The organism is Rhabdothermincola sediminis (assembly GCF_014805525.1).
Taxonomy (GTDB): domain Bacteria; phylum Actinomycetota; class Acidimicrobiia; order Acidimicrobiales; family Acidimicrobilacustridaceae; genus Rhabdothermincola; species Rhabdothermincola sediminis.
The window spans coordinates 1-19,490 of the sequence record NZ_JACFSZ010000017.1 but is presented as its reverse complement, the minus strand read 5'-3'; the positions used below and the strand labels follow the sequence as shown (position 1 = coordinate 19,490).

At 67.0% G+C, this 19,490-nt stretch carries 15 protein-coding genes; 10 read left to right on the top strand and 5 right to left on the bottom strand.

From position 1 onward, the window contains the following. Window positions 1-87: 87 nt before the first annotated feature. On the top strand, window positions 88-1,146 hold the full coding sequence (locus HZF19_RS13295) for a methyltransferase domain-containing protein (RefSeq protein ID WP_208029278.1): 1,059 nt from the start codon (window positions 88-90) through the stop codon (window positions 1,144-1,146). On the opposite strand, the gene HZF19_RS17245 is transcribed toward HZF19_RS13295, so the two are convergent. Both HZF19_RS17245 and HZF19_RS13285 read right to left on the bottom strand, forming a co-directional pair. Beyond that, window positions 1,118-2,263: a THUMP domain-containing class I SAM-dependent RNA methyltransferase gene (locus HZF19_RS17245; RefSeq protein ID WP_208029277.1), complete on the bottom strand. Its 1,146-nt coding sequence runs from the start codon at window positions 2,261-2,263 to the stop codon at window positions 1,118-1,120. The genes HZF19_RS13295 and HZF19_RS17245 overlap by 29 nt on opposite strands. Window positions 2,264-2,273: 10 nt before the next feature. After that, window positions 2,274-2,993 carry a hypothetical protein gene (locus tag HZF19_RS13285; RefSeq protein ID WP_208029276.1) on the bottom strand — a complete coding sequence of 240 codons (720 nt, stop codon included), beginning with the start codon at window positions 2,991-2,993 and terminating at the stop codon, window positions 2,274-2,276. An 86-nt stretch (window positions 2,994-3,079) separates the two neighbouring features. Between HZF19_RS13285 and HZF19_RS13280 the strand changes: the two genes are divergently transcribed. The 8 genes from HZF19_RS13280 to HZF19_RS13245 all read left to right on the top strand — a co-directional run bounded on the left by HZF19_RS13280 (window position 3,080) and on the right by HZF19_RS13245 (window position 17,185). After that, window positions 3,080-4,984, top strand: a complete 1,905-nt coding sequence (locus HZF19_RS13280; RefSeq protein ID WP_208029275.1) for an acyltransferase family protein — start codon at window positions 3,080-3,082, stop codon at window positions 4,982-4,984. Between the two features lie 88 nt (window positions 4,985-5,072). Next, window positions 5,073-7,325, top strand: coding sequence for a CocE/NonD family hydrolase (locus tag HZF19_RS13275; RefSeq protein WP_208029274.1), 2,253 nt, complete (start codon window positions 5,073-5,075; stop codon window positions 7,323-7,325). 401 nt (window positions 7,326-7,726) lie between these two features. Further along, the gene (locus HZF19_RS13270) at window positions 7,727-8,446 is read left to right on the top strand and encodes a hypothetical protein (RefSeq protein WP_208029273.1); all 720 of its coding nucleotides are present in this window, start codon (window positions 7,727-7,729) and stop codon (window positions 8,444-8,446) included. 114 nt (window positions 8,447-8,560) lie between these two features. Beyond that, a complete protein-coding gene (locus HZF19_RS13265) occupies window positions 8,561-13,606 on the top strand; it encodes an RHS repeat-associated core domain-containing protein (protein WP_208029272.1) in 5,046 nt (1,681 codons plus the stop codon). Next, a complete protein-coding gene (locus tag HZF19_RS13260; RefSeq protein ID WP_208029271.1) occupies window positions 13,597-13,815 on the top strand; it encodes a hypothetical protein in 219 nt (72 codons plus the stop codon). Before HZF19_RS13265 ends, HZF19_RS13260 begins: the two co-directional genes overlap by 10 nt. Next, a complete protein-coding gene (locus tag HZF19_RS13255) occupies window positions 13,749-14,444 on the top strand; it encodes an RHS repeat-associated core domain-containing protein (protein ID WP_208029270.1) in 696 nt (231 codons plus the stop codon). Before HZF19_RS13260 ends, HZF19_RS13255 begins: the two co-directional genes overlap by 67 nt. 184 nt (window positions 14,445-14,628) lie before the next feature. Continuing rightward, entirely contained in the window at window positions 14,629-16,665 is a 2,037-nt protein-coding gene (locus tag HZF19_RS17240) for an RHS repeat-associated core domain-containing protein (RefSeq protein ID WP_208029269.1), read from the top strand. A gap of 4 nt (window positions 16,666-16,669) precedes the next feature. Next, entirely contained in the window at window positions 16,670-17,185 is a 516-nt protein-coding gene (locus HZF19_RS13245; RefSeq protein ID WP_208029268.1) for a hypothetical protein, read from the top strand. A 53-nt stretch (window positions 17,186-17,238) separates the two neighbouring features. Here HZF19_RS13245 and HZF19_RS13240 read toward each other — a convergent pair whose 3' ends face one another. Beyond that, entirely contained in the window at window positions 17,239-17,646 is a 408-nt protein-coding gene (locus tag HZF19_RS13240) for a transposase (RefSeq protein WP_208029267.1), read from the bottom strand. Continuing rightward, entirely contained in the window at window positions 17,647-18,369 is a 723-nt protein-coding gene (locus tag HZF19_RS13235; protein ID WP_307781222.1) for a transposase, read from the bottom strand. Window positions 18,370-18,432: 63 nt separating this feature from the next. Here HZF19_RS13235 and HZF19_RS13230 point away from each other — a divergent pair, with 63 nt between their 5' ends. Then, complete coding sequence (locus HZF19_RS13230; RefSeq protein WP_208029265.1) at window positions 18,433-19,038, top strand: transposase family protein; 606 nt, start codon at window positions 18,433-18,435, stop codon at window positions 19,036-19,038. Between the two features lie 133 nt (window positions 19,039-19,171). On the opposite strand, the gene HZF19_RS13225 is transcribed toward HZF19_RS13230, so the two are convergent. Beyond that, window positions 19,172-19,490: transposase (locus HZF19_RS13225; protein WP_208029264.1), on the bottom strand; the 319-nt coding region annotated here is incomplete at its 5' end.

Below are 19,490 nucleotides of genomic sequence, written 5' to 3'. Positions count from 1 at the left end.
GCAGCAGTCGGGGGAGACGCTCCGTCTCGGCGGTGGCGATCGCCACCGCCGAGCATGGCCCGACGGCGAAGGAGAACGGAGCACGTCATGACGACAACGGTCAACGAGGACAAGCTGAACGCCCTGGTCGAGCAGGCGGTCGGCGACTTCAGCGCCGCGCTGGTCTCGGCACTGGTGGTGGTGGGCGACCGCATCGGCCTCTTCCATGAGCTGGCCGCTGCGGGTCCGGTGAGCAGTGAGGAGCTGGCACGCCGTACCGGGACCGCCGAGCGCAACGTGCGCGAGTGGCTCAACGCGCTCGCTGCCGCGGGGTACGTCACCTACCGGGACGGCGGGTACTCGCTCAGTGCCGAACAGGCCGAGCTGCTCACCAACGAGGACAGCCCCGCGTTCGTGGTCGGCGGCTTCCAGGTGGCCACCGCAGCTGCCAAGGCCGACGACCTGCTCACGGAGGCGATCCGCACCGGCGAGGGCTACGGGTGGCACCAGCACCATCACGACCTCTTCTACGGCACCGAGCGGTTTTTCCGCCCCGGCTATCAGGCGAACCTCGTGCAGTCGTGGATCCCCGCGCTCGAGGGCGTGCAGGAGAAGCTGGAGCGAGGGGGGACGGTCGCCGACGTGGGCTGCGGGCACGGGGCGTCGACGGTCATCATGGCGCTGGCCTACCCCCGGTCGAGCTTCGTCGGCTCCGACTACCACGCCGCGTCGATCGAGGCGGCGGCGAAGGCCGCCGCTGATGCCGGGGTGTCGGATCGCTGCCGGTTCGAGGTCGCCTCGGCCAAGGAGTTCTCCGGCACGGGCTACGACCTCATCTGCTACTTCGACTGCTTGCACGACATGGGCGACCCCGTCGGCGCGCTGCGCCACGCCCGGCAGGCCATCGCCGAAGACGGCACGGTCCTGCTGGTGGAGCCGCACGCGGGCGATCGCGTCGAGGAGAACCTGAACCCCGTCGGGTGCGTCTTCTATGCCGCCTCCACCCTGATCTGCACGCCGGCGTCGCAGTCACAGGAGGTGGGCCTGGCGCTCGGGGCCCAAGCGGGCGAGGCTCGGCTGCGTCAGGTGGCGGAAGAAGCCGGCTTCACCCGGTTCCGCCGGGCGACCGAGACCCCGTTCAACCTGGTGCTCGAAGCTCGCCCGTGACCAGCCTGACCGGCAGCGCGCCGTTCGAGGAGCGGAGTCGTTCCTCGAACGGCACCGCCACCTGTGCGGCCAGGCGCCGGTCCGCGACCAGCAGGCCGATCGACCATCCCGGGAACCGGGTACGAGCGACCTGGCCGAGGCGGGCGTAGAGGTCGCGCAGGTCACCACCGGAGGCGATCCGCTTGCCGTAGGGCGGGTTGGTGAGGATCCAGCCGGGAGTGCTGGCGGGCGGCTGGAGCTCGGAGATGCTGGCTCGCTGCAGGTCAAGGTGGTGTGCGACCCCGGCGCGCTCGGCGTTCGCCGTCGCCGCCTCGATGGCCCCGGCGTCGCGGTCGCGCCCGACGATCACGAGCTTCCCGCACCACTCGGCGGCCTCGCGGCCGGCCCGGGTGGCGGATGCGAGCACGCTGGCCCAGGTTCCCGGAGCGAAGCTCGGCCACCGCTGGAACGCGAACGCGCGGTCCGCCCCTGGTGGTCGACCGGTGCCGAGCAGTGCCGCTTCGATGGGGATGGTGCCGGACCCGCAGAATGGGTCGACCAGTGGTCGCTCGGGATGCCACCCCGTGGCGAGCAGCATCGCCGCGGCGAGGGTCTCCCGCAGCGGCGCTTTCGCGGCCGCCAGCCGCCAGCCTCGCCGGTGCAGGGCATCGCCGGAGCTGTCGACGCTGATCGTGAAGGCGTCTCGCCGCGCGCGGACCACGAAGAGCTGCTCGCTCGTCCCCTCGCGGGATGGCGCTCGACCGGCGGCCTGCTCCGCCACGGCCACCAGGCGTTGCGCGATCGCGCCGGTGTGGTAGAGGCGCGACGAGCGTGAGCTCACCCGGAACACCGGCTGGGTGCCTGCTCCGAGCCAGCTCGCCCAGTCCACCCCCCGCGCCGCTCGCTCCAGCTCGGCGAAGGAGCGGGCCTCGAACCGCGCGGCCCGCACCACGAACCGGGTGGCGACGCGCGACCAGAGGTTCGCGGCGTACAGCTCGCGGGTCGTGGCCCGGAAGGCCACGCCACCGGTACCGGTCCGTCCCCGGATGCCGAGTCGTCTGAGCTCCCCGTCGAGCGTCTGTTCGAGCCCGGGGGTGCACACCGCGAACGCGTCGTGGCGGGACGAAGGCGAGGGCACGATGAGGACTTCAGCCCCGGACGAGGTACTCGCTCATGGTGTAGGTCCGCAGGGTGGTCGAATCGCAGAAGACCTTCATGCTGTCGAGCATGACCCGGATGTTCTCCGCCAACTCGTCACTGTCGGTGGTGCCGAAGAACCTGAACGGATCGGTCAGGTGCTCGAGGGTCGGCCAGTCCTCCTCCACGATGGCTCGGAGTGGGGGAGCACCCGGGGTCAGCCGGCGGGCCACCGCGTTGCGCACGTAACGGACGCGGGGCTGCATGGCCGCCGACATGGTCGACTGGTGCCCGTACCAGTGGGCGTAGAACGTCTCGTCGTCGAGTCCGGGCTTCTTGTCGAACACGGTGAGCACGCACACGCCGGGGGAGCGATCGCCCTCGGGCCAGTCGCGGGCGCTGGGCCAGTCAGGAGTGGATCCGTAGTCCTCGAGCAGGGACTCGGTGACGAGGTAGCCGGCACGGCGGACGCCCAGCCCGCCCAGCACGGACTCGAACGGCTCGCGCCGATCATGGGCGTCGAGCCAGATGGAGAACGCGGCCCGGATCGGCAGCTCGTCGTCGGGCACCGGCACGGGAGGCGGGACCTGGGCACCGGCATCGTCGACGGCGACCCAGAGTGCCGATGGTTCGAGATCGAGCAGCTCGCCGGTAGCCTGTTCGACCCGCTCGCCGTACTCGGCGGGCTCGATGCTCGGTCGATCCCACACCAGGTAGACGAGCTTCTCCACGACGGGCCTCCACGTTCAGCTGGCGAGCGTGACGCTCGGCACGGTACCGGAATGCGAGAGAATGCAGCGATGACTGCTGGGGCCAGATGACCGCGCCGACCACCGCCTCGCGCGCCGCGGTCCCGCCTCTCTCGACCCGGCTGCCCTACATGCCCGGTCTCGACGGGCTGCGGGCCCTCGCGGTCATCTCGGTGCTCGTCTACCACGCCGGCTACGGCTGGGCCTCGGGCGGCTTCCTCGGGGTCGAGGTGTTCTTCGTCATCAGCGGCTACCTCATCACCGCGCTGTTGCTGGCCGAATGGCGCGACTCCGGGTCGATCACCCTCCGGGAGTTCTGGTTGCGCCGGGCCCGCCGCCTGCTCCCGGCGCTGTTCCTGCTGCTGATCCTGGTCAGCGCGGTGGCGGTGATCTTCCTTCCCGGCGAGGTGGCGAGCCTGCGCGGTGACGTCCTGTCCGCGATCGCCTACGTGACCAACTGGAACTTCATCATCGGCCAGAAGTCCTACTTCGAGTTCGTCGGCCGACCCTCGCTCGTCACCCACCTGTGGTCGCTCGCCGTCGAGGAGCAGTTCTACCTGGTGTGGCCACTGGTGTTCATCGGCGGCATGAAGCTGCTCGGCCGGCGCCTGTTCCCGGCGGCGGTCCTCGCCGCCGCGCTCGGCTCGGTGGCGCTGATGTGGGTGCTGTTCGACCCGAACGCCGGCGACCCGTCCCGCGTCTACTACGGCACCGACACCCGCGCCGCCGGGCTGCTGCTCGGGTGCGCGCTGGCCTTCGTATGGTCGCCGTGGCGGCTCCGGCGAGATGTCGCTCGCGGCGCAGCGGTCGTGCTCGACACCGTGGGAGCGACCGCCCTGCTGGTGCTCGTGTACCTGCTGACGTCCACCGGGGAGTTCGACCCGGCGCTGTACCGAGGGGGCTTCCTGCGACTCGACATCGTGACCCTGATGGTGATCGCCGTGGCGGTCCACCCGGCGGCGCATCTTGGTCGGGTGCTCGGGATCGCACCGATGCGATGGGTCGGGTTGCGCTCGTACGGCATCTACCTGTTCCACTGGCCGGTCTACCAGCTCACCCGCCCGGGCATCGACGTCTCGTTCGACGGGGTGCCGCTGTTCGCGCTGCGGCTCGCGATCACCCTGGCGCTGGCCGAGCTGTCGTACCGGTTCGTGGAGCTGCCGATCCGGCGCGGGGCCTTCGGACGGCGCTGGCGGGAGCTTCGCTCCGCAGTCGGCGAGCGGCGCCAGCAGCTCAGGCTTCGGTGGGTGACGGCCGGCACCGCCGGATTCGCGCTGCTCGGGTTGCTGGCCGTGACCATCGGGCTGGCAAAGCCTCCCCCGCCACCCGACTACCTGGCGGTCGGCTCCACCGGGCCCATCGTCGAGCTCCCACAGCTCACCACCACCACCGATCTGCCGGCCACGACCACCACCACTACCACGCCGGTGGTCGACCCCGCTTCGGTCCCGGTGGTCACCGAGCCTCCCACCACCGTCGCGCCCCCGCCGCCACCGGCAACCATCGCGCCGACCGCGACGGTCACCGCCATGGGCGACTCGGTGATGCTCGGCGCGGCGTCGACCCTGCAGGCGCTCGGACCCGGCGTGCAGGTCGACGCAGCGGTCGGGCGGCAGGTGCAGGTGGGGTTGGAGATGCTCGCCTGGTACCGCGATGCCGGGCTGCTGGGCCAGACCGTGGTAGTGCACCTGGGCAACAACGGCACGTTCACCGCTGCGCAGTTCGACCGCCTGGTGGAGCTGCTCGCCGGGCATCGCATCATCGTGCTCACCGTCAAGGTGCCCCGCGGCTGGGAGGCGCCCAACAACCAAGTGATCTTCGAGGGCGTGCAACGCCACCCCTCCGTGGAGATGATCGACTGGAAGTCGATCGGGGAGGCGCATCCTGAGTTCTTCTACGACGACGGCATGCATCTGCGGCCCGAGGGAGCCCGCTTCTACGCGGACACCATCGCGTACGTGCTCAACGGTTGACCCGCTCGACCGGTGGTCTCTCGGCGTGGACCGCCCGCCGCGCCGAGCTAAGGTGAGCGCCGTTCGTTTTTGTGGAGGGGAGAACGGGATGAAGCGGCTGTCGGGGGTCGTCGTGGCGCTGGCGCTGGTGGCGGCGGCGTGTACCTCGGGAGGCGGGGGGGAGAAGACGGTCGCTGCCGCCTTCTCCGTCACGCCGGGGGTCAACCAGGTGACCGTGACCGGGGCGCAGCCTGGGGAGCAACTCACCCTCGTCTCACCCGCGGGGGAGGACCTGGCCACGCTCACCGCAGATGACCACGGCCAAGCGGTGTTCCTCTACCTGGAGGAGCAGGCGAGCGGCGTGGAGCCCGGCGACGGGTACACGGTGCGGGACGAGACCACCTCACCGGTCGAGCAGGCCGGTCCCTTTCGGGTGCTCGGGGTCGGCGACACCCCGCCGGTCGAGCACTACGAGCGCCAGAGGATCGGTGAGGGATTCGGCTACGTGGAGATGCGCGACGGTGTGCAGCTGTCGGTGATGGTGCGCTTTCCGAACAAGGACCTCTACGGGGAAGGTCCCTACCCGACGGTGATCGAATACTCCGGCTACTCGCCGTCGAACCCGTCGAGCCCCGAGCCGGGCACCAGCATCGCGAACCTCCTGGGCTTCGCCACGGTCGGGGTGAACATGCGCGGCACCGGCTGCTCCGGTGGGGTGTTCGACATCTTCAGTCCCGCTCAGCAGGCCGACGGCTACGACGTGGTCGAGGCGATCGCCCGCCAGCCGTGGGTGCTGCACCACAAGGTGGGCATGGTCGGGCTGTCGTACTCGGGCATCTCCCAGCTGTATGTCGCCTCCACCCGCCCCCCGAGCCTGGCCGCGATCACCCCACTTTCGGTGATCGAGGATCCGTGGCGGCTGCAATGGCCGGGTGGCATCTACAACAGCGGCTTCGCCCGCCAGTGGCTGGCCGAGCGCGACCGTCAGGCCGCGCCCGGGGGTCAGTCGTGGGTGAGCGACCGGGTTGCGGAGGGTGACCAGACCTGCGCGAGCAACCTCGTGCTGCGCGAGCGGAACGTCGACTACGAGCAGTTCTCGCGTCGGCTCGTCGATCGGCCCGATGCCATCGACGACCGCCGACTTGCGCTACTGGTGCCCAACATCGAGGTGCCCGTGTACCTGACCGGCGCCTGGCAGGACGAGCAGACCGGCCCGGCGTTCGCCACCATGCTCGACCGCTTCACCGGCACCGAGCACAAGCGGTTCACCCTCTTCAACGGGCGGCATCCCGACGGCTACAGCCCGATGGTGCTCACCCGCTGGTATGAGTTCCTGCAGTTCTATGTCGCCCGGCGGGTGCCGAGGCTCTCGCCTGCGGTGCGGGCGGCTGCGCCGGCGGCGTTCAAGGACGCGTTCGGTGTCGACGGCCTGGGCTTCGAACCCGACCGCTTCGCGCAGTACAGCGACGATCAGTACGAGGAGGCGCTCGCCGCGTACGAGGCCGAGCCACAGGTGCGGCTGCTGTTCGAGTCCGGCGCTGCGGGGCCCGTCCCGGGTGCACCGGCGTACCGCTTCGAGGCCACCTTCGACTCGTTCCCACCGCCGTCGGTCGAGGCGCGCCGCTGGTACTTCGGTCCGGACGAGACGCTCACCGACGCGCCTCCCACGACCGCGGGCAGCGACGGCTTCGTGTTCGATCCGGCGGCGGGATCTACCTCCTACACCACCGCTGCCGCCCACGACTTCATCAAGCCGCTGGTTCCCTCGGATTGGACCCAGGCGCCTGAGGGTGCTTCGCTCTCCTACCTGACCGCGCCGTTCAGCGAGAACGTGGTGATGGCCGGCCCCGGTTACGCCGACCTGTGGTTGCGTACCGATGAGCCGGATGCCCACCTCGAGGTGGTGGTCAGCATCGTGCAGCCGGACGGCAGCGAGTACTACGTGCAGCACGGCCTGCTGCGAGCCAGCGCGCGCAAGGTCGACGAGAGCCGGTCCAACCAGCTGCTGATCGAGCAGAGCTTCCGCGCCCGTGATCGGGAGCCGTTGCCGGCCGGTGAGTGGGTGCAGGTGAAGGTGCCGATCTTCCCGTTCGCCCAGGTCTTCCGGGCAGGCAGCCGCCTGCGGGTGCAGGTCAACACCCCAGGGCGCGACACGCCGCTGTGGCAGTTCGAGAACCCGCCACCGACCCGACCCGATCCGGTGTACGAGATCGGCCGCTCGCCGGAGCACCCGTCGGGGGTCGTGTTGCCGACCGTGAAGGCGTTCCCGGTCGACATCCCTGCGGGCTTCCCGCCGTGCCCGTCGCTGCGGGGGCAGGTCTGCCGACCGTTCGTGCCGACGAAGAACCGGGTGGTCAGCTGACGCTTTCACCCGCTCCACTCTCGGCTTCTGGGGATCTGAGCGAGCTTTGGGGCTGAGCGTGTTCCTGCTTGCGCCGTGAGGGGTCGTGTGCCGACACGGTGACCGTCACCGCGGGCGCGGTGGGCATGGAGTACTACTTGCAGGGGAGCACGCGTGGCGGCAGAGGCGAGCGGTTCGCCCGGGGTTGGTGTAGAGAGTTCGTTGCACGTGAGGTTCGCATACACATAGGATGCGCCCTCATATAGCTGTTGCTACAGGGTCGCGACGCGCCTGCTGTAGGGCCGTGCGACGATGCTGTTGAGAGGGGTGGGCGCGTGGTGCGACGTGGCGGGTCGGGGGGTGCGAGGTCCGGTGTGCGTGCGACGGCGTGCGTCCTCGCGGTTTGCACTGTCGCGTCGTTGGTGGTCTTGGGTGACCACGGCCGAGCGATCGCCTGGGATATCTCAATCATTGCGGGCGGGAACGCAGGGTACGCCGATGGGTCGGGCCTCGCGGCTCGTTTCGATCGCCCAGTTGATGTGGCTATTTCGGCGGATGGTGCGTTCGCGTATATTGCAGATGCGGGAAACGGGAAGATCCGTAAGGTGGATCTGTCAACGGCGATGGTATCTACGTTGGCGGAGCTGTCTGCGCCGAATGAGATCGCAATCGGGGGTGATAATGCTCTCTATGTTACGAGCGGTGGGTCACCTGCTGTGTGGGGTCAGGAGGACGGCCCGGACGCTGTATGGAAGGTGCCCCTCGATGGTTCGGCTCCGAGTGTTGTGGCTGATGGTTTCTACAACCCACGCGGCATCGCGTTCGGCTCTGATGGCACGATGTGGGTCGTCGACACCTACAAGTATTCCGCCGGATCTAGTCGCGATGTGGTCAGGATTAGTCATGTTGCGGGTGGTTCACGGGTCACCGACAAGGTGTTCAACTCGTACAGTCAGATGCTCTGGTTCTCAGGCGGGGGGTCTCTTGCCACGGCGCACGACAAGCTTTACTTTGTGACTGCCGGTCTAGATAATAAGGTTAAGATATGGGATCCTGGTACTGATCAGCTCGTTGAGACACCTTGGGAGGCCGACGGCTATAGGGGTATAGCTGTCGACCGGGCGGGTACCCGGTTGTCCTGACCTCTTGACCGCGGGTTTAAGGTCTTCACAGTTGACCTTAGTGAAGTCGACCCGGCTCGGGCGTGGGAAAACAAGTCAACGTATGACCTCCCTAACGATCGAAAAGCACAGAGTGTGACTTTCGACGAAACCAGTGGCGACCTGTACCTTACGACCGCGGAGATCTCACACACTCTGCGTAAGATCGTTGAGCCTCTTGTCACAGAAGGCCCCGTAACTGCTGACGAAGCATCGTCTCGGTGTAATGCGTCAGTGCCGAATGTTGCCGGCACCCAGGCTGATGCTGGTGACCCCATTAATACGCAATGGGGAAACTTCTTCGAGCAGGTGACCGACATTGAGATCTCCGGTCGTGGGACACCGTTCAAGTGGAGTCGTTGCTACAACTCGCATTTCGCTGGTGTTGATGGGCCGCTTGGCTACGGCTGGTCGTTTTGGTGGGGTCGCCGATTGCTGGCTGATGTCCCCGGCGCCGGCCAGGTGAGTGTGGTGGAATCCAACGGCGCGCGCACGGTGTTCCGAAAGCAGAGTGACGGGTCGTTCCTAGCGGCCCCTCGTGTCGTGTCACGTCTTACCGCTCTCCCGGGCGGGGGCTACGAATTGTCATTTCCCGATGGCACGATAATGGAGTTCGATGATGGCGGACGGTTCACGGCGGTTGCGGATCGCCATGGATTGGCAACGACGCTCTCCTACACCGGTGACAGGCTCACGTCTATCACGGATGCTGACGGGCGCGTGGTGTCGATTGCGTGGGTTGGTGATCGGATCGACACCGTGACTGATGCCGCTGGGCGCGTGGTGAATTACGATTATGACGCTGCTGGGAACTTGGAGTATGTGACGGATCTGGCCGGCTATCGCTGGCGGTATGGCTATGACAGCGAACACCGGTTGACGGACTTGTACGATCCTCGCCAAGAAGGACAGACAAACCCGAGGAGTGTGCACAACACGTACACGAATGGACGGGTCACATCTCAGCGTGACCCGTTGGGGCGGACAACCACCTTCGACTATGACTATGGGGGAGTAGTCGGAAGGACGCGGATCACGGATCCGCGGGGTCGTAAGCGCTTGGATACCTACCGTGACGGTGTTCTGATTTCGACCACCACAGGATTCGAGACTGCCGAGGCTGCGACTTGGCGGTATCGCTACGATCCGGACACGCTTGGTCGGATCAGCGTGATCGACCCCGACGGGAAGGTCTCGATGACCGCGCGGTACGACTCGGCGGGCCGTGTGGTGAGCTCGACTGATCGGGCGGGCCGGCGGACGACGATGGGGTATACGGCGGGGTTTGGGTTGCTTGATTGGGTGACGGTGGGCGCGCACGCGTCGTGTCCGATCACGACGGATTTTCAGTATGACTCGTCGGGGGCGCGGTTGGTGGCAGTGGAGACGCCGTTGAAGGACTTGGTGTCGTGCACGCTGTTGGGGGTGCAGCGCCACGAGTACCGCTACGACGACCCTGATCACCCGTCGGATGTGACGTCGATGGTGGATCCGGGGAACAAGGTGTGGAGCTACAGGTACGACCAGTTCGGGATGCGCACGTCGGTGACGGACCCGAACCAGCACACGACCTACTTCAGCTTCGATGCGGTGGGGCGTCCTGCGTACATGGTTGCTCCGAAGGGTGGATCGCCGACTGACACGGTGTATCGGACGGTGTTCGAGACGGATGGGTTCGGGCGGGTCACGAAGATCGTCGATCCGAACGGGCACGAGTCATCGAGGGCGTTTGACCCTGCTGGGAACCTTGTGTCGGTGACGGATGCGAACGGCAACACCACCCGCTACGAGTACAACGAGGCGAACGAGTTGCGGTTCGTGCGCCGTGCTGACGGTTCGACGCTGGAGAACCAGTATTGGCCGGATGGGTCGCTCAAGGCGCAGGTGGATGGTGCCGGCAACGCGACGCTGTACGACTACGACATGGCGGGGCGGGTGATCTCAGTCACCGACCCGCAGAACCGGACCATCCGCTATGGCTACGCCCCAGATGGGCGGATGCTCTGGAAGCAGGAGCATGGCGGGAACTGCGCGGCGATCCCGGCGACCAAGTGCATCAGCTACGGCTATGACCCCGCGGGTCAGCTCAAGACGATCGACTACAGCGCGTCCGACACGGTGGATGTCACCAACATCACCTACGATCCGCTGGGGCGCCGGGATGTGATCACGATGGCTGACGGCAGGAGCGTCGACTGGGATTGGGATTCGCTGGGTCGGCTGACCCGCACCGTTGATGGGGCGGGGGTGGTCACCTCGTACGGTTATGACCTGCGGGGGAACCTGACCCGCATCGTGTACCCGGGGAACAAGACCGTGACCCGCGGGTTCGATGACGCCAGCCAGTTGACCTCGGTGCGGGACTGGCTGGGCAACGTGACCCGGTTCGGGTATGACGCCAACGGCAACCAGGACAGGATCACGTACCCGGCGGGCACCGCGAACGTGGACACGTTCAGTTTCGACAACGCGGACCGTCTGATTGGCGTCGCCTTCAACAAGTCCGGCAGCGCCTACGCCCAGTTGAGCTACACGCGCCGCAACAACGGCGATCTGAGCTCCACCACCCAGGTGGGGTTGCCGGGCCCGGCCAGTGAGACCCACGGCTACAACCTGCGGGACCAGCTGACCAGCTCCGGCGCGGCGAGCTACGACTATGACGCCGCGGACAACCTGGTGCGCCTCGCGGATGGCACCCGTCAGGTGTTCGATCCTGCGCAGCGGCTGTGCTATTCGGTGCCAGCGGGGGTGCCGGCGACCGCGCCGTGCAACCAGCCACCCACAGAGGCCACCCGCTTCAGCTACGACAACAACGGGAACCGCACCAAGGTGTCACCTTCGGGGGACGCGACCTGGGATCTGTCTTATGACCAGGAGAACCGGTTGACCAAGGCGGTTGTGCCGACCGGTAGCGGTCATGACGGTGAGTTCACCGCCGCGACCGCTGCCCGGGTGCTCGACACTCGCTCGGCTACCCGTGCTGGTTCGTGTAGCGGGGCGTGCACGACGATCGCCCCGGGTGCTTCGTTGACGGTGCAGGTTGCGGGTGTGGGTGGGGTGCCTGCTGCCGGGGTGGGCACGGTGACGGTGAACGTGACCGCCACCAACACCACCGGTCGGGGGTATCTGGTGATCCATGCTGCGGACGAGCCGCGGCCGGGTACTTCGAATCTGAACTTCGTGGCCGGGCAGACGATTGCGAACGTGGCGGTGACCAGGTTGTCTTCGGATGGGAAGGTCACCATCTTCAACGGTTCTCATCCTGGGGTGGTTGGGCACGACTCGCCGGTGGATGTGGTCGTGGATGTGCAGGGTTGGTTCTCGACGGAGTCGGGTCCGGCGGGCGGTACGTTTAGGACCGTGTCCCCCGCCCGGGTGCTCGACACTCGCTCGGCTACCCGCACCGGCAGCTGTTCCGGTGGGTGCGCCACGATCGCGGCTGGGGCGACGCTCGAGTTGCAGGTCACCGGCGTAGGTGGTGTTCCTGCCGCTGAGGTGGGTGCGGTGGCGGTGAACGTGACCGCCACCAACACCACTGGGAGCGGGTATCTGAACGTGTACCCTGCGGGTGGTGTGGAGCCGGCTACGTCGAATGTGAACTGGCAGGCCGGTCTGAGCCGGGCGGGGTTCGTGATCGCCAAGGTGGGTGTCGGTGGCAAGATCGTGATCGCGAATCACTCTGGGGCGCCGGTGGATGTGGTGGTGGACGTGTTCGGCTGGTTCGCCACCGGGGTGCAGAGCTCGGGCACCGAGTTCGACCCGGTCACCCCCACCAGGGTCTACGACACCCGCCCCACCAGCCAAGGGGGGTTGTGTTCGAACAGCTGCAACCCGCTGACCAACAACACCCCGGTCACCATCGCGGTCGCGGGTCGAGCAGGGATCCCCGATGACGCCACCGCGGTGGTGGTGAACCTCACCGCGGTCGCGCCTGACGCCAGCGGGTATCTCAGCGTCTACAGCTCTGGTTCGGCGCCACCCACCTCGAACCTGAACTTCGCGGTCAGCGAGACGGTCGCGAACACCGCGGTGGTCAAACTCTCCGCCAACGGCACCTTCCGGGTCGTTGCCGGCGGCGCGGTCAACACCGCCCACCTGGTGGTGGACGTGGTGGGCTCCTTCTCACCCACCCGGGACACCTGGACCTACACCTACGACCCCACCGGCATGCGAGCCACCAAGAAACGCACCGGCGGGAACCTCACCACCTACAGCTGGGACCACGCCAGTCGCCTGCCGATGCTGCTCACCGAAACCACCGGCGGGGCCACCACCTACTACATCTACGGACCCGGCGGGCTACCCGTCTCCCAGATCAACCCCGACGGCAGCACCTGGTACTACCACCACGACCAGCTCGGCTCCACCCGCGCCCTCACCGACCAGGCCGGCAACACCATCGCCACCTACACCTACGACCCCTACGGTCAACTCACCGTACGCACCGGCACCGCCACCACCCCCCTCGGCTACACCGGCCAATACACCGACCCCGAAACCCGCTACCAACACCTCCGCAACCGCTACTACGACCCCACCACTGGCCAATTCCTCACCAGAGACCCGGCCAACGCCCTCACCCGAAGCGCGTACGGCTACGTCTACGGCAACCCCCTCAACATGACCGACCCCTCGGGGCTGTTCCGCATCCCCGGCACCGACTGGTGTGTCGATATCGCCGACGACAACTGCAACAGCATCGCCGAGCAGAACGCAGCCGGATCGCAGGCAGCGGCGGATACGGCAGGTGGCGTGATCAACGGCATGCTCCTCGGGCACGGGCAGGGGGCGCTTGATGCAATCGGACTTGGAGACCGGGTTGACCTGGAGAGCGACGACGCACGGTTGGGCCGCTACGTCGGAACCGGGATCGTCGCTGTGGCTTCGCTTCAGTATCCCGTCGCCTTCGGCTACTACTCGTCCGCCACGGGGGGCTACGGCATCTATCAGGGCTGCATCGAGGGTCCGGGGCCGCATCCCGGGTGTGCAAGCGCTGTAGCGACCAACACCCCCAGCTTCATCCTGGGCGGGTGGGCCGGACTCATAGGCAACCGGACCGGGACGTTCGTCTCGATCCTCCTGAGCCTCCTGAACGGCCACATTGACGACAACGGCTTGAGCTACGAGCTGGCGTGTGCCTGACCATGTTCGCTCTCGCGCTGACAGACGCCGGTCTCACCACCCTGATCTCTTTGTTCTTCCTCATCCTGGGGCTGCTGACGCTACGCCGTGTGAACCTCGGCAAGTACGCCCCGGAGAAGCTCGCCGGTGCGCGAACGGGCGCGTGGGTCGCATTCGCAGCGTCCGGCCTGTTCCTGGTGCTGGCAGTCCGCGAGCTGATCACGGGCTGATCCGCGACCCTCAGCCGCACATCCGCTACTACGACCCCACCACCGGCCAATTCATCACCCGCGACCCCATCACGCCGCTGACGAGGGAGCCCTACGGGTACGTCTATGGCAACCCGCTCAACATGACTGACCCCAGCGGGTTGTGGCCCGACATCGACTGGGGTGCCGTTGGACAGGGAGTGGCTGATTTCTCGGGCGGTGTACTCAACGGAATCACGCTGGGCCACGCGGACGTGTTCATCGACGAGGACAAGGTTCGCTGGGACTCGAACTGGACGCGAGCCGGAAACGTCGTCGGAGTCGCCCTCGACATCCCGCTGCTGATCCCTCAGGCCGCAGGGGCCGTCGGGATCGAGGCCACGGCAGCGGGTGGCGGGCTGCTGTTCGGATCGAAGATCGCCAGCGGCTTCTACGGCGCTTCGCTGACCGCTTACGGCTTCTATGACTTGAAGCAAGCGAATGATGTCTGCCAGCGAAGCCCCGGCTCGCCTGCGTGCGAGCGGGCGATGGAAGAAGCGTGGGTCCAGACCAGCGTTGGCGGCCTGGCAGGGTTCTTCCCCGGTGCCGGCGGGCTTGCGGCCCTTCTGTTCGGGATCTACGACTGCACCAACGACTACTCCGATCGATGACTATGGAGGCTGCACTCCCAGCGATCATCGTCTCGATCCTCTGGATGGTCGGATGGTCGTGGCGGGTTCGCAGGGGCCTTCTTGAAGAGGCGACTTCACGCGGCCAGGTGGTTGCGCTGGTTGTCCTGGTTGCTGCCGTACCGATTGGCTGCGTCGTGCTCCTGATCTCGCTGTCGAGAAGTTCGTGACCACGGGGCTCTTACTCGCACCCACTTCGGTCGTCCGCGTCTACGACCCCACCACCGGCTCGTTCCTCACGAGCTCAGGCTTGGCCGTCTACGACTATGACGCCGCGGACAACTTGGTCCTGCTGCCTGACGGGAGCCGTCGGGTGTTCGATTCTGCGCAGCGGCTGTGCTATTTGGTGCCAGTGGGGGTGGCGGCGACCGGGCCGTGCGATCAGCCGCCCGCAGAGGCGATCCGCTTCAGCTATGACAGCAATGGGAACCGCACCAGGGTGTCGCCTCCGGGGGACGCGATCTGGGATTTGTCTTGTGATCAGGAGGACCGGTTGACCAAGGTGGTTGTGCTGACGGGTAGCGGTCATGACGGTGAGTTCACCGCGTTGACCGCTGCTCGGGTGCTCGACAGTCGCTCGGCTACCGGTGCTGGTTCGTGTAGCGGTGCGTGCACGACGATCGCCCCGGGTGTTTCGTTGACGGTGCAGGTGGCGGGTGTGGGTGGGGTGCCTGCTGCCGGGGTGGCTGCGGTGGCGGTGAACGTGACCGTCATCAACACCACTGGGAGCGGGTGTCTGAACGTGTACCCTGCGGGTGGTGTGGAGCCGGCTACGTCGAATGTGAACTGGCAGGCCGGTCTGAGCCGGGCGGGGTTCGTGATCGCCAAGGTGGGTGTCGGTGGCAAGATCGTGATCGCGAATCACTCTGGGGCGCCGGTGGATGTGGTGGTGGACGTGTTCGGCTGGTTCGCCACCGGGGTGCAGAGCTCGGGCACCGAGTTCGACCCGGTCACCCCCACCAGGGTCTACGACACCCGCCCCACCAGCCAAGGGGGGTTGTGTTCGAACAGCTGCAACCCGCTGACCAACAACACCCCGGTCACCATCGCGGTCGCGGGCCAGGCCGGGATCCCCGATGACGCGACTGCGGTGGTCAAACTCTCCGCCAACGGCACCTTCCGGGTCGTTGCCGGCGGCGCGGTCAACACCGCCCACCTGGTGGTGGACGTGGTGGGCTCGTTCTCACCCACCCGGGACACCTGGACCTACACCTACGACCCCACCGGCATGCGAGCCACCAAGAAACGCACCGGCGGGAACCTCACCACCTACAGCTGGGACCACGCCAGTCGCCTGCCGATGCTGCTCACCGAAACCACCGGCGGGGCCAGCACCTACTACCTCTACGGACCCGGCGGGCTACCCGTCTCCCAGATCAACCCCGACGGCAGCATCTGGTACTACCACCACGACCAGCTGGGCTCCACCCGAGCGCTCACCAACGCCGCCGGCAACACCATCGCCACCTACACCTACGACCCCTACGGTCAACTCACCGTACGCACCGGCACCGCCACCACCCCCCTCGGCTACACCGGCCAATACACCGACCCCGAAACCCGCTACCAACACCTCCGCAACCGCTACTACGACCCCACCACCGGCCAATTCCTCACCCGCGACCCCATCACGCCGATCACCAGGGAGCCCTACGGCTACGTCTACGGTAACCCCCTTAACAACACCGACCCGACGGGCTTGTTCGGGTTCGGCGATCTTGTCGATGCAGCCGGCGACTTCGTCGGTGGAGTCGTCGATGTTGGTGCCGAAGTCGTACGCGTAGTTGGCAACAACGTGTCACCGATGCCTGGAATCCCGAGCATCAACTCCGTCGCCATCACGTACGGGATGATCACGTCGGGTGGCAACTGCCACATTCGAAGCGGCCGACTCGAATGCATCGGTGCCGCCTCGCCGATCTCGGGCACGGCCTTCACCTTCGGCGACGTGGTGATGAACCCGGGGACCGAAGAGCTCTCGCCCGATCTCTTCGCCCACGAGAGCAGGCACTCCTACCAGTGGGGAGCTCTGGGCTGGGCGTTCGTCCCGGCGTACCTTGCCGCCCGCCACTTCCAAGGTGATTGCAACATCTTCGAGGGCGGTGCCGGTTTCGTGTCAGGCGGCTATGACGAGTGCGCCGAGCAGGCGGCCTGTGGTTCGACCGGCGGATCGCCGGTCGTGGGAAACCGTCCGGGCGGCTGACCCGATGACCAGCCGCGCACGGACTCCGATCGTCACCACGGCTCTTGTCGGAGGACTCATCCTCGCGGCGCTCCTCGTCGCCCTTGTCGTGGGTGTGGGGGTGTCGTGGGTGATGGGCGAGCGGTCGGGGCTGACGGGAAAGTCGATCGGGATCGCGACGATCGGTGGCGCTCCTACGATCGTTTCATGTCGCCCAGGGGGTATCGGCGACGCCGAGATCGTGGCAGGCAACTCGAGCAGGTCCCCGGTCGTCTGGTCCGCGACGGCCGTCGCCGGCTCCGCATCGACCCTCCCGATCAGTGAGTCCGTCCACGGGTACGACGTCCGTTCCTCCACGGTGGTCGGGCCCGATGGGACATTCGCCCTCATTCGGCTGACGAACGACAGAGGTGTGAACGCACTCGGATCGATCATCTCGTTCGATCCGGCAGAGATCCCGGAGGGCTCCGTCCGTACGGGCGACGGCCAAGTGATCACAATCACTGACTTCAAGGCCCGCAACGAAGGTTGTGGGCTGTAAGCGATGGTCCGCTACTACGACCCCACCACCGGCCAATTCCGGCGCTTCGCGTTTCAGCGGGGTGTGATCGTGGCGAGTAGATCCCAGTTGGGTTTGCCGGCATAAAGCAGGGCGCGGATCTGGTAGTGGGCGAAGTGGCGAAACCCGAACGCCACTCGCTTCACTCTCTTGATCAGGTTGTTGATCGCCTCCGTGGGTCTGTTCGACAGGTAGGCCTGGTGCCGGGCAGCGATCTGGTTGGCCCACCGCACGATCGTGCGGCCGAGCTGACGCACCTCGGGCGGACACGAGTCGTCTAGGAGGTCGTGACCGAGACGGAGGACGAACTCGCCGGCAAGGCCGGAGTCGTCGATGTCGTAGATGCCCCGCACCGTCTCCTTCGCATGCCACGCCATGCGCACCTCGCCGCGAGGGTCGCCCGCTTCGAGCAAGCTCAGCAGCTTGGTGGAGACTGCGCGCATTCATGGGGTGAGGGCGGCTGGTCTCGGTGGCGATGATCGTATGGCGGGGCACGCGAGGATGCCTCGGGCTTCGAAGTTCGCGCGGTTGGTGAATCCGAACGCGACGCGTCGCAGGACCTGGAGCTTGTTGTTGGTGCGGTCGAGTCGGCCGTTGCTGGCCCGGTCCACGGTCGGGTCGTGGTAGGCGAGGATCTCGTCGCCCCAGGCGATGATCGTGTCGACGACGTGGTGGAACTCGGGGAGCTCGCCGGTGGCGTAGAGATCGCAGAACCGGTCGAGCGCGGCGAGCGCCCCGTCGCGGTCCTCGGCGAGGTACAGCCCGTAGAGCTCCTGCAGCGCGTGCCAGCCCGCGGCGATGCGGGGGTGGCGTTCGAAGAGCTGGTCGAGGCGTTCCCGATCCGCGTCGGTGAGGGTGTCACCGCGACGGACGAGCGCGAAGCGGGCCCGGAACACCTCGGGGTCGAACGCGGGCGTGACCTGCCCGCGTGGTTCGCGGCGTTGGGTGTTGCGGCGCACGAGCGTGAGCCCCGCGGCGAACCAGCGCACCACGTGGAACCGGTCGAGCACGTGGCGGGCGTGACCGAGATGCCGGTCGATCGCCGCCTTGTAGGAGGTGGACCCGTCGGACACGACGACCTGCACGCCCCGGCACCAGCGGTGCCCCTGGGCAGCCAAGAAGGCGCTGCGCGTGAACGTGGGATGAGGGTCTTGTAGAGGGTCCACCTTCCAGGGTCGGGGCCCCGCTGGACTCGGTGTTGTCGAAGATGCCGAACCCAGGAGGCCCCGATGGCACCCGACTGTATGCAGGTGCGGTTGCACCTGAGGTTGATCCGCGTGGTGAAGGTTCTCGTGGACACGATCGACGCGCTCGTCGTGTCGGTCGTGTCGACGAGGTCGTGGTCGGGTTGCCCGCACTGTGGGTTCCGCTGCCGCGAGGTGCATGACACCCGCATCCGCAAGATCCGGGACCTGCCGGTCTCGGGCCGGCCGGTGACACTGGTGTGGCAGCGCCGCCGGTTCGTGTGTGGGAACTGCGGGCAGCGTCACCTCGAGTGCCATGACGAGTTCGAAGGCCGCCTCACCCGCCGCCTGGCGCGGGTGTTGGTGGCGGACGCGAAGGTGATGTCGATCCGGGCGGTCGCTCGCCGTCACGGCATCGCCTGGAAGACCATCATGGCGCTCGTCTCGTCGTGGGCGGAGGCGGTGGGTGCGCACCGCCGGTCGAAGCGGTGTCGGGTGTTGCTGGTGGACGAGACGTCGATGCGTCGCCGGCACCGGTACGTGACGGTGTTGCAGAACGGCGAGACCGGTGAGGTGCTTGCCATGGTCGCCCACCGCAACGAGGCCGCCCTGTCGGGCTTCTTGGCGAGACTGCGCGCATTCATGGGGTGAGGGTGGCTGGTCTCGGTGGTGATGATCGTGTGGCGGGGCAGGCGAGGATGCCTCGGGCTTCGAAGTTGGCGTGGTTGGTGAACCCGTACGCGACGCGGCGCAGGACTTGGAGTTTGTTGGAGACTGCGCGGTTTCATGGGGTGAGGGTGGCTGGTCTCGGTGGTGATGATCGTATGGCGGGGCAGGCGAGGATGCCTCGGGCTTCGAAGTTGGCGTGGTTGGTGAACCCGTACGCGACGCGGCGTAGGACTTGGAGCTTGTTGTTGGTGCCTTCGAGTCGTCCATTGCTGGCCCGGCCGACGATGGGGTCGTGGTAGGCGAGGATCTTGTCGCCCCAGGCGATGATGGTGTCGAGGTCGTGGTGGAACTCGGGCAGCTCGCCGGTGGCGTAGAGGTCGCAGAACCGCCCGAGCGCGGCGAGCGCGCCGGCTCGGTCGTCGGCGAGGTAGAGG

What these genes read in the sequence shown, in the direction of transcription:
- HZF19_RS13295 (WP_208029278.1), top strand. Translation starts at nt 88, where the DNA reads ATGACGACAACGGTCAACGAGGACAAGCTGAACGCCCTGGTCGAGCAG.
- HZF19_RS13280 (WP_208029275.1), top strand. Translation starts at nt 3,080, where the DNA reads ATGACCGCGCCGACCACCGCCTCGCGCGCCGCGGTCCCGCCTCTCTCG.
- HZF19_RS13275 (WP_208029274.1), top strand. Translation starts at nt 5,073, where the DNA reads ATGAAGCGGCTGTCGGGGGTCGTCGTGGCGCTGGCGCTGGTGGCGGCG.
- HZF19_RS13245 (WP_208029268.1), top strand. Translation starts at nt 16,670, where the DNA reads ATGACCAGCCGCGCACGGACTCCGATCGTCACCACGGCTCTTGTCGGA.
- HZF19_RS13240 (WP_208029267.1), bottom strand. Translation starts at nt 17,646, where the DNA reads ATGCGCGCAGTCTCCACCAAGCTGCTGAGCTTGCTCGAAGCGGGCGAC.
- HZF19_RS13230 (WP_208029265.1), top strand. Translation starts at nt 18,433, where the DNA reads ATGGCACCCGACTGTATGCAGGTGCGGTTGCACCTGAGGTTGATCCGC.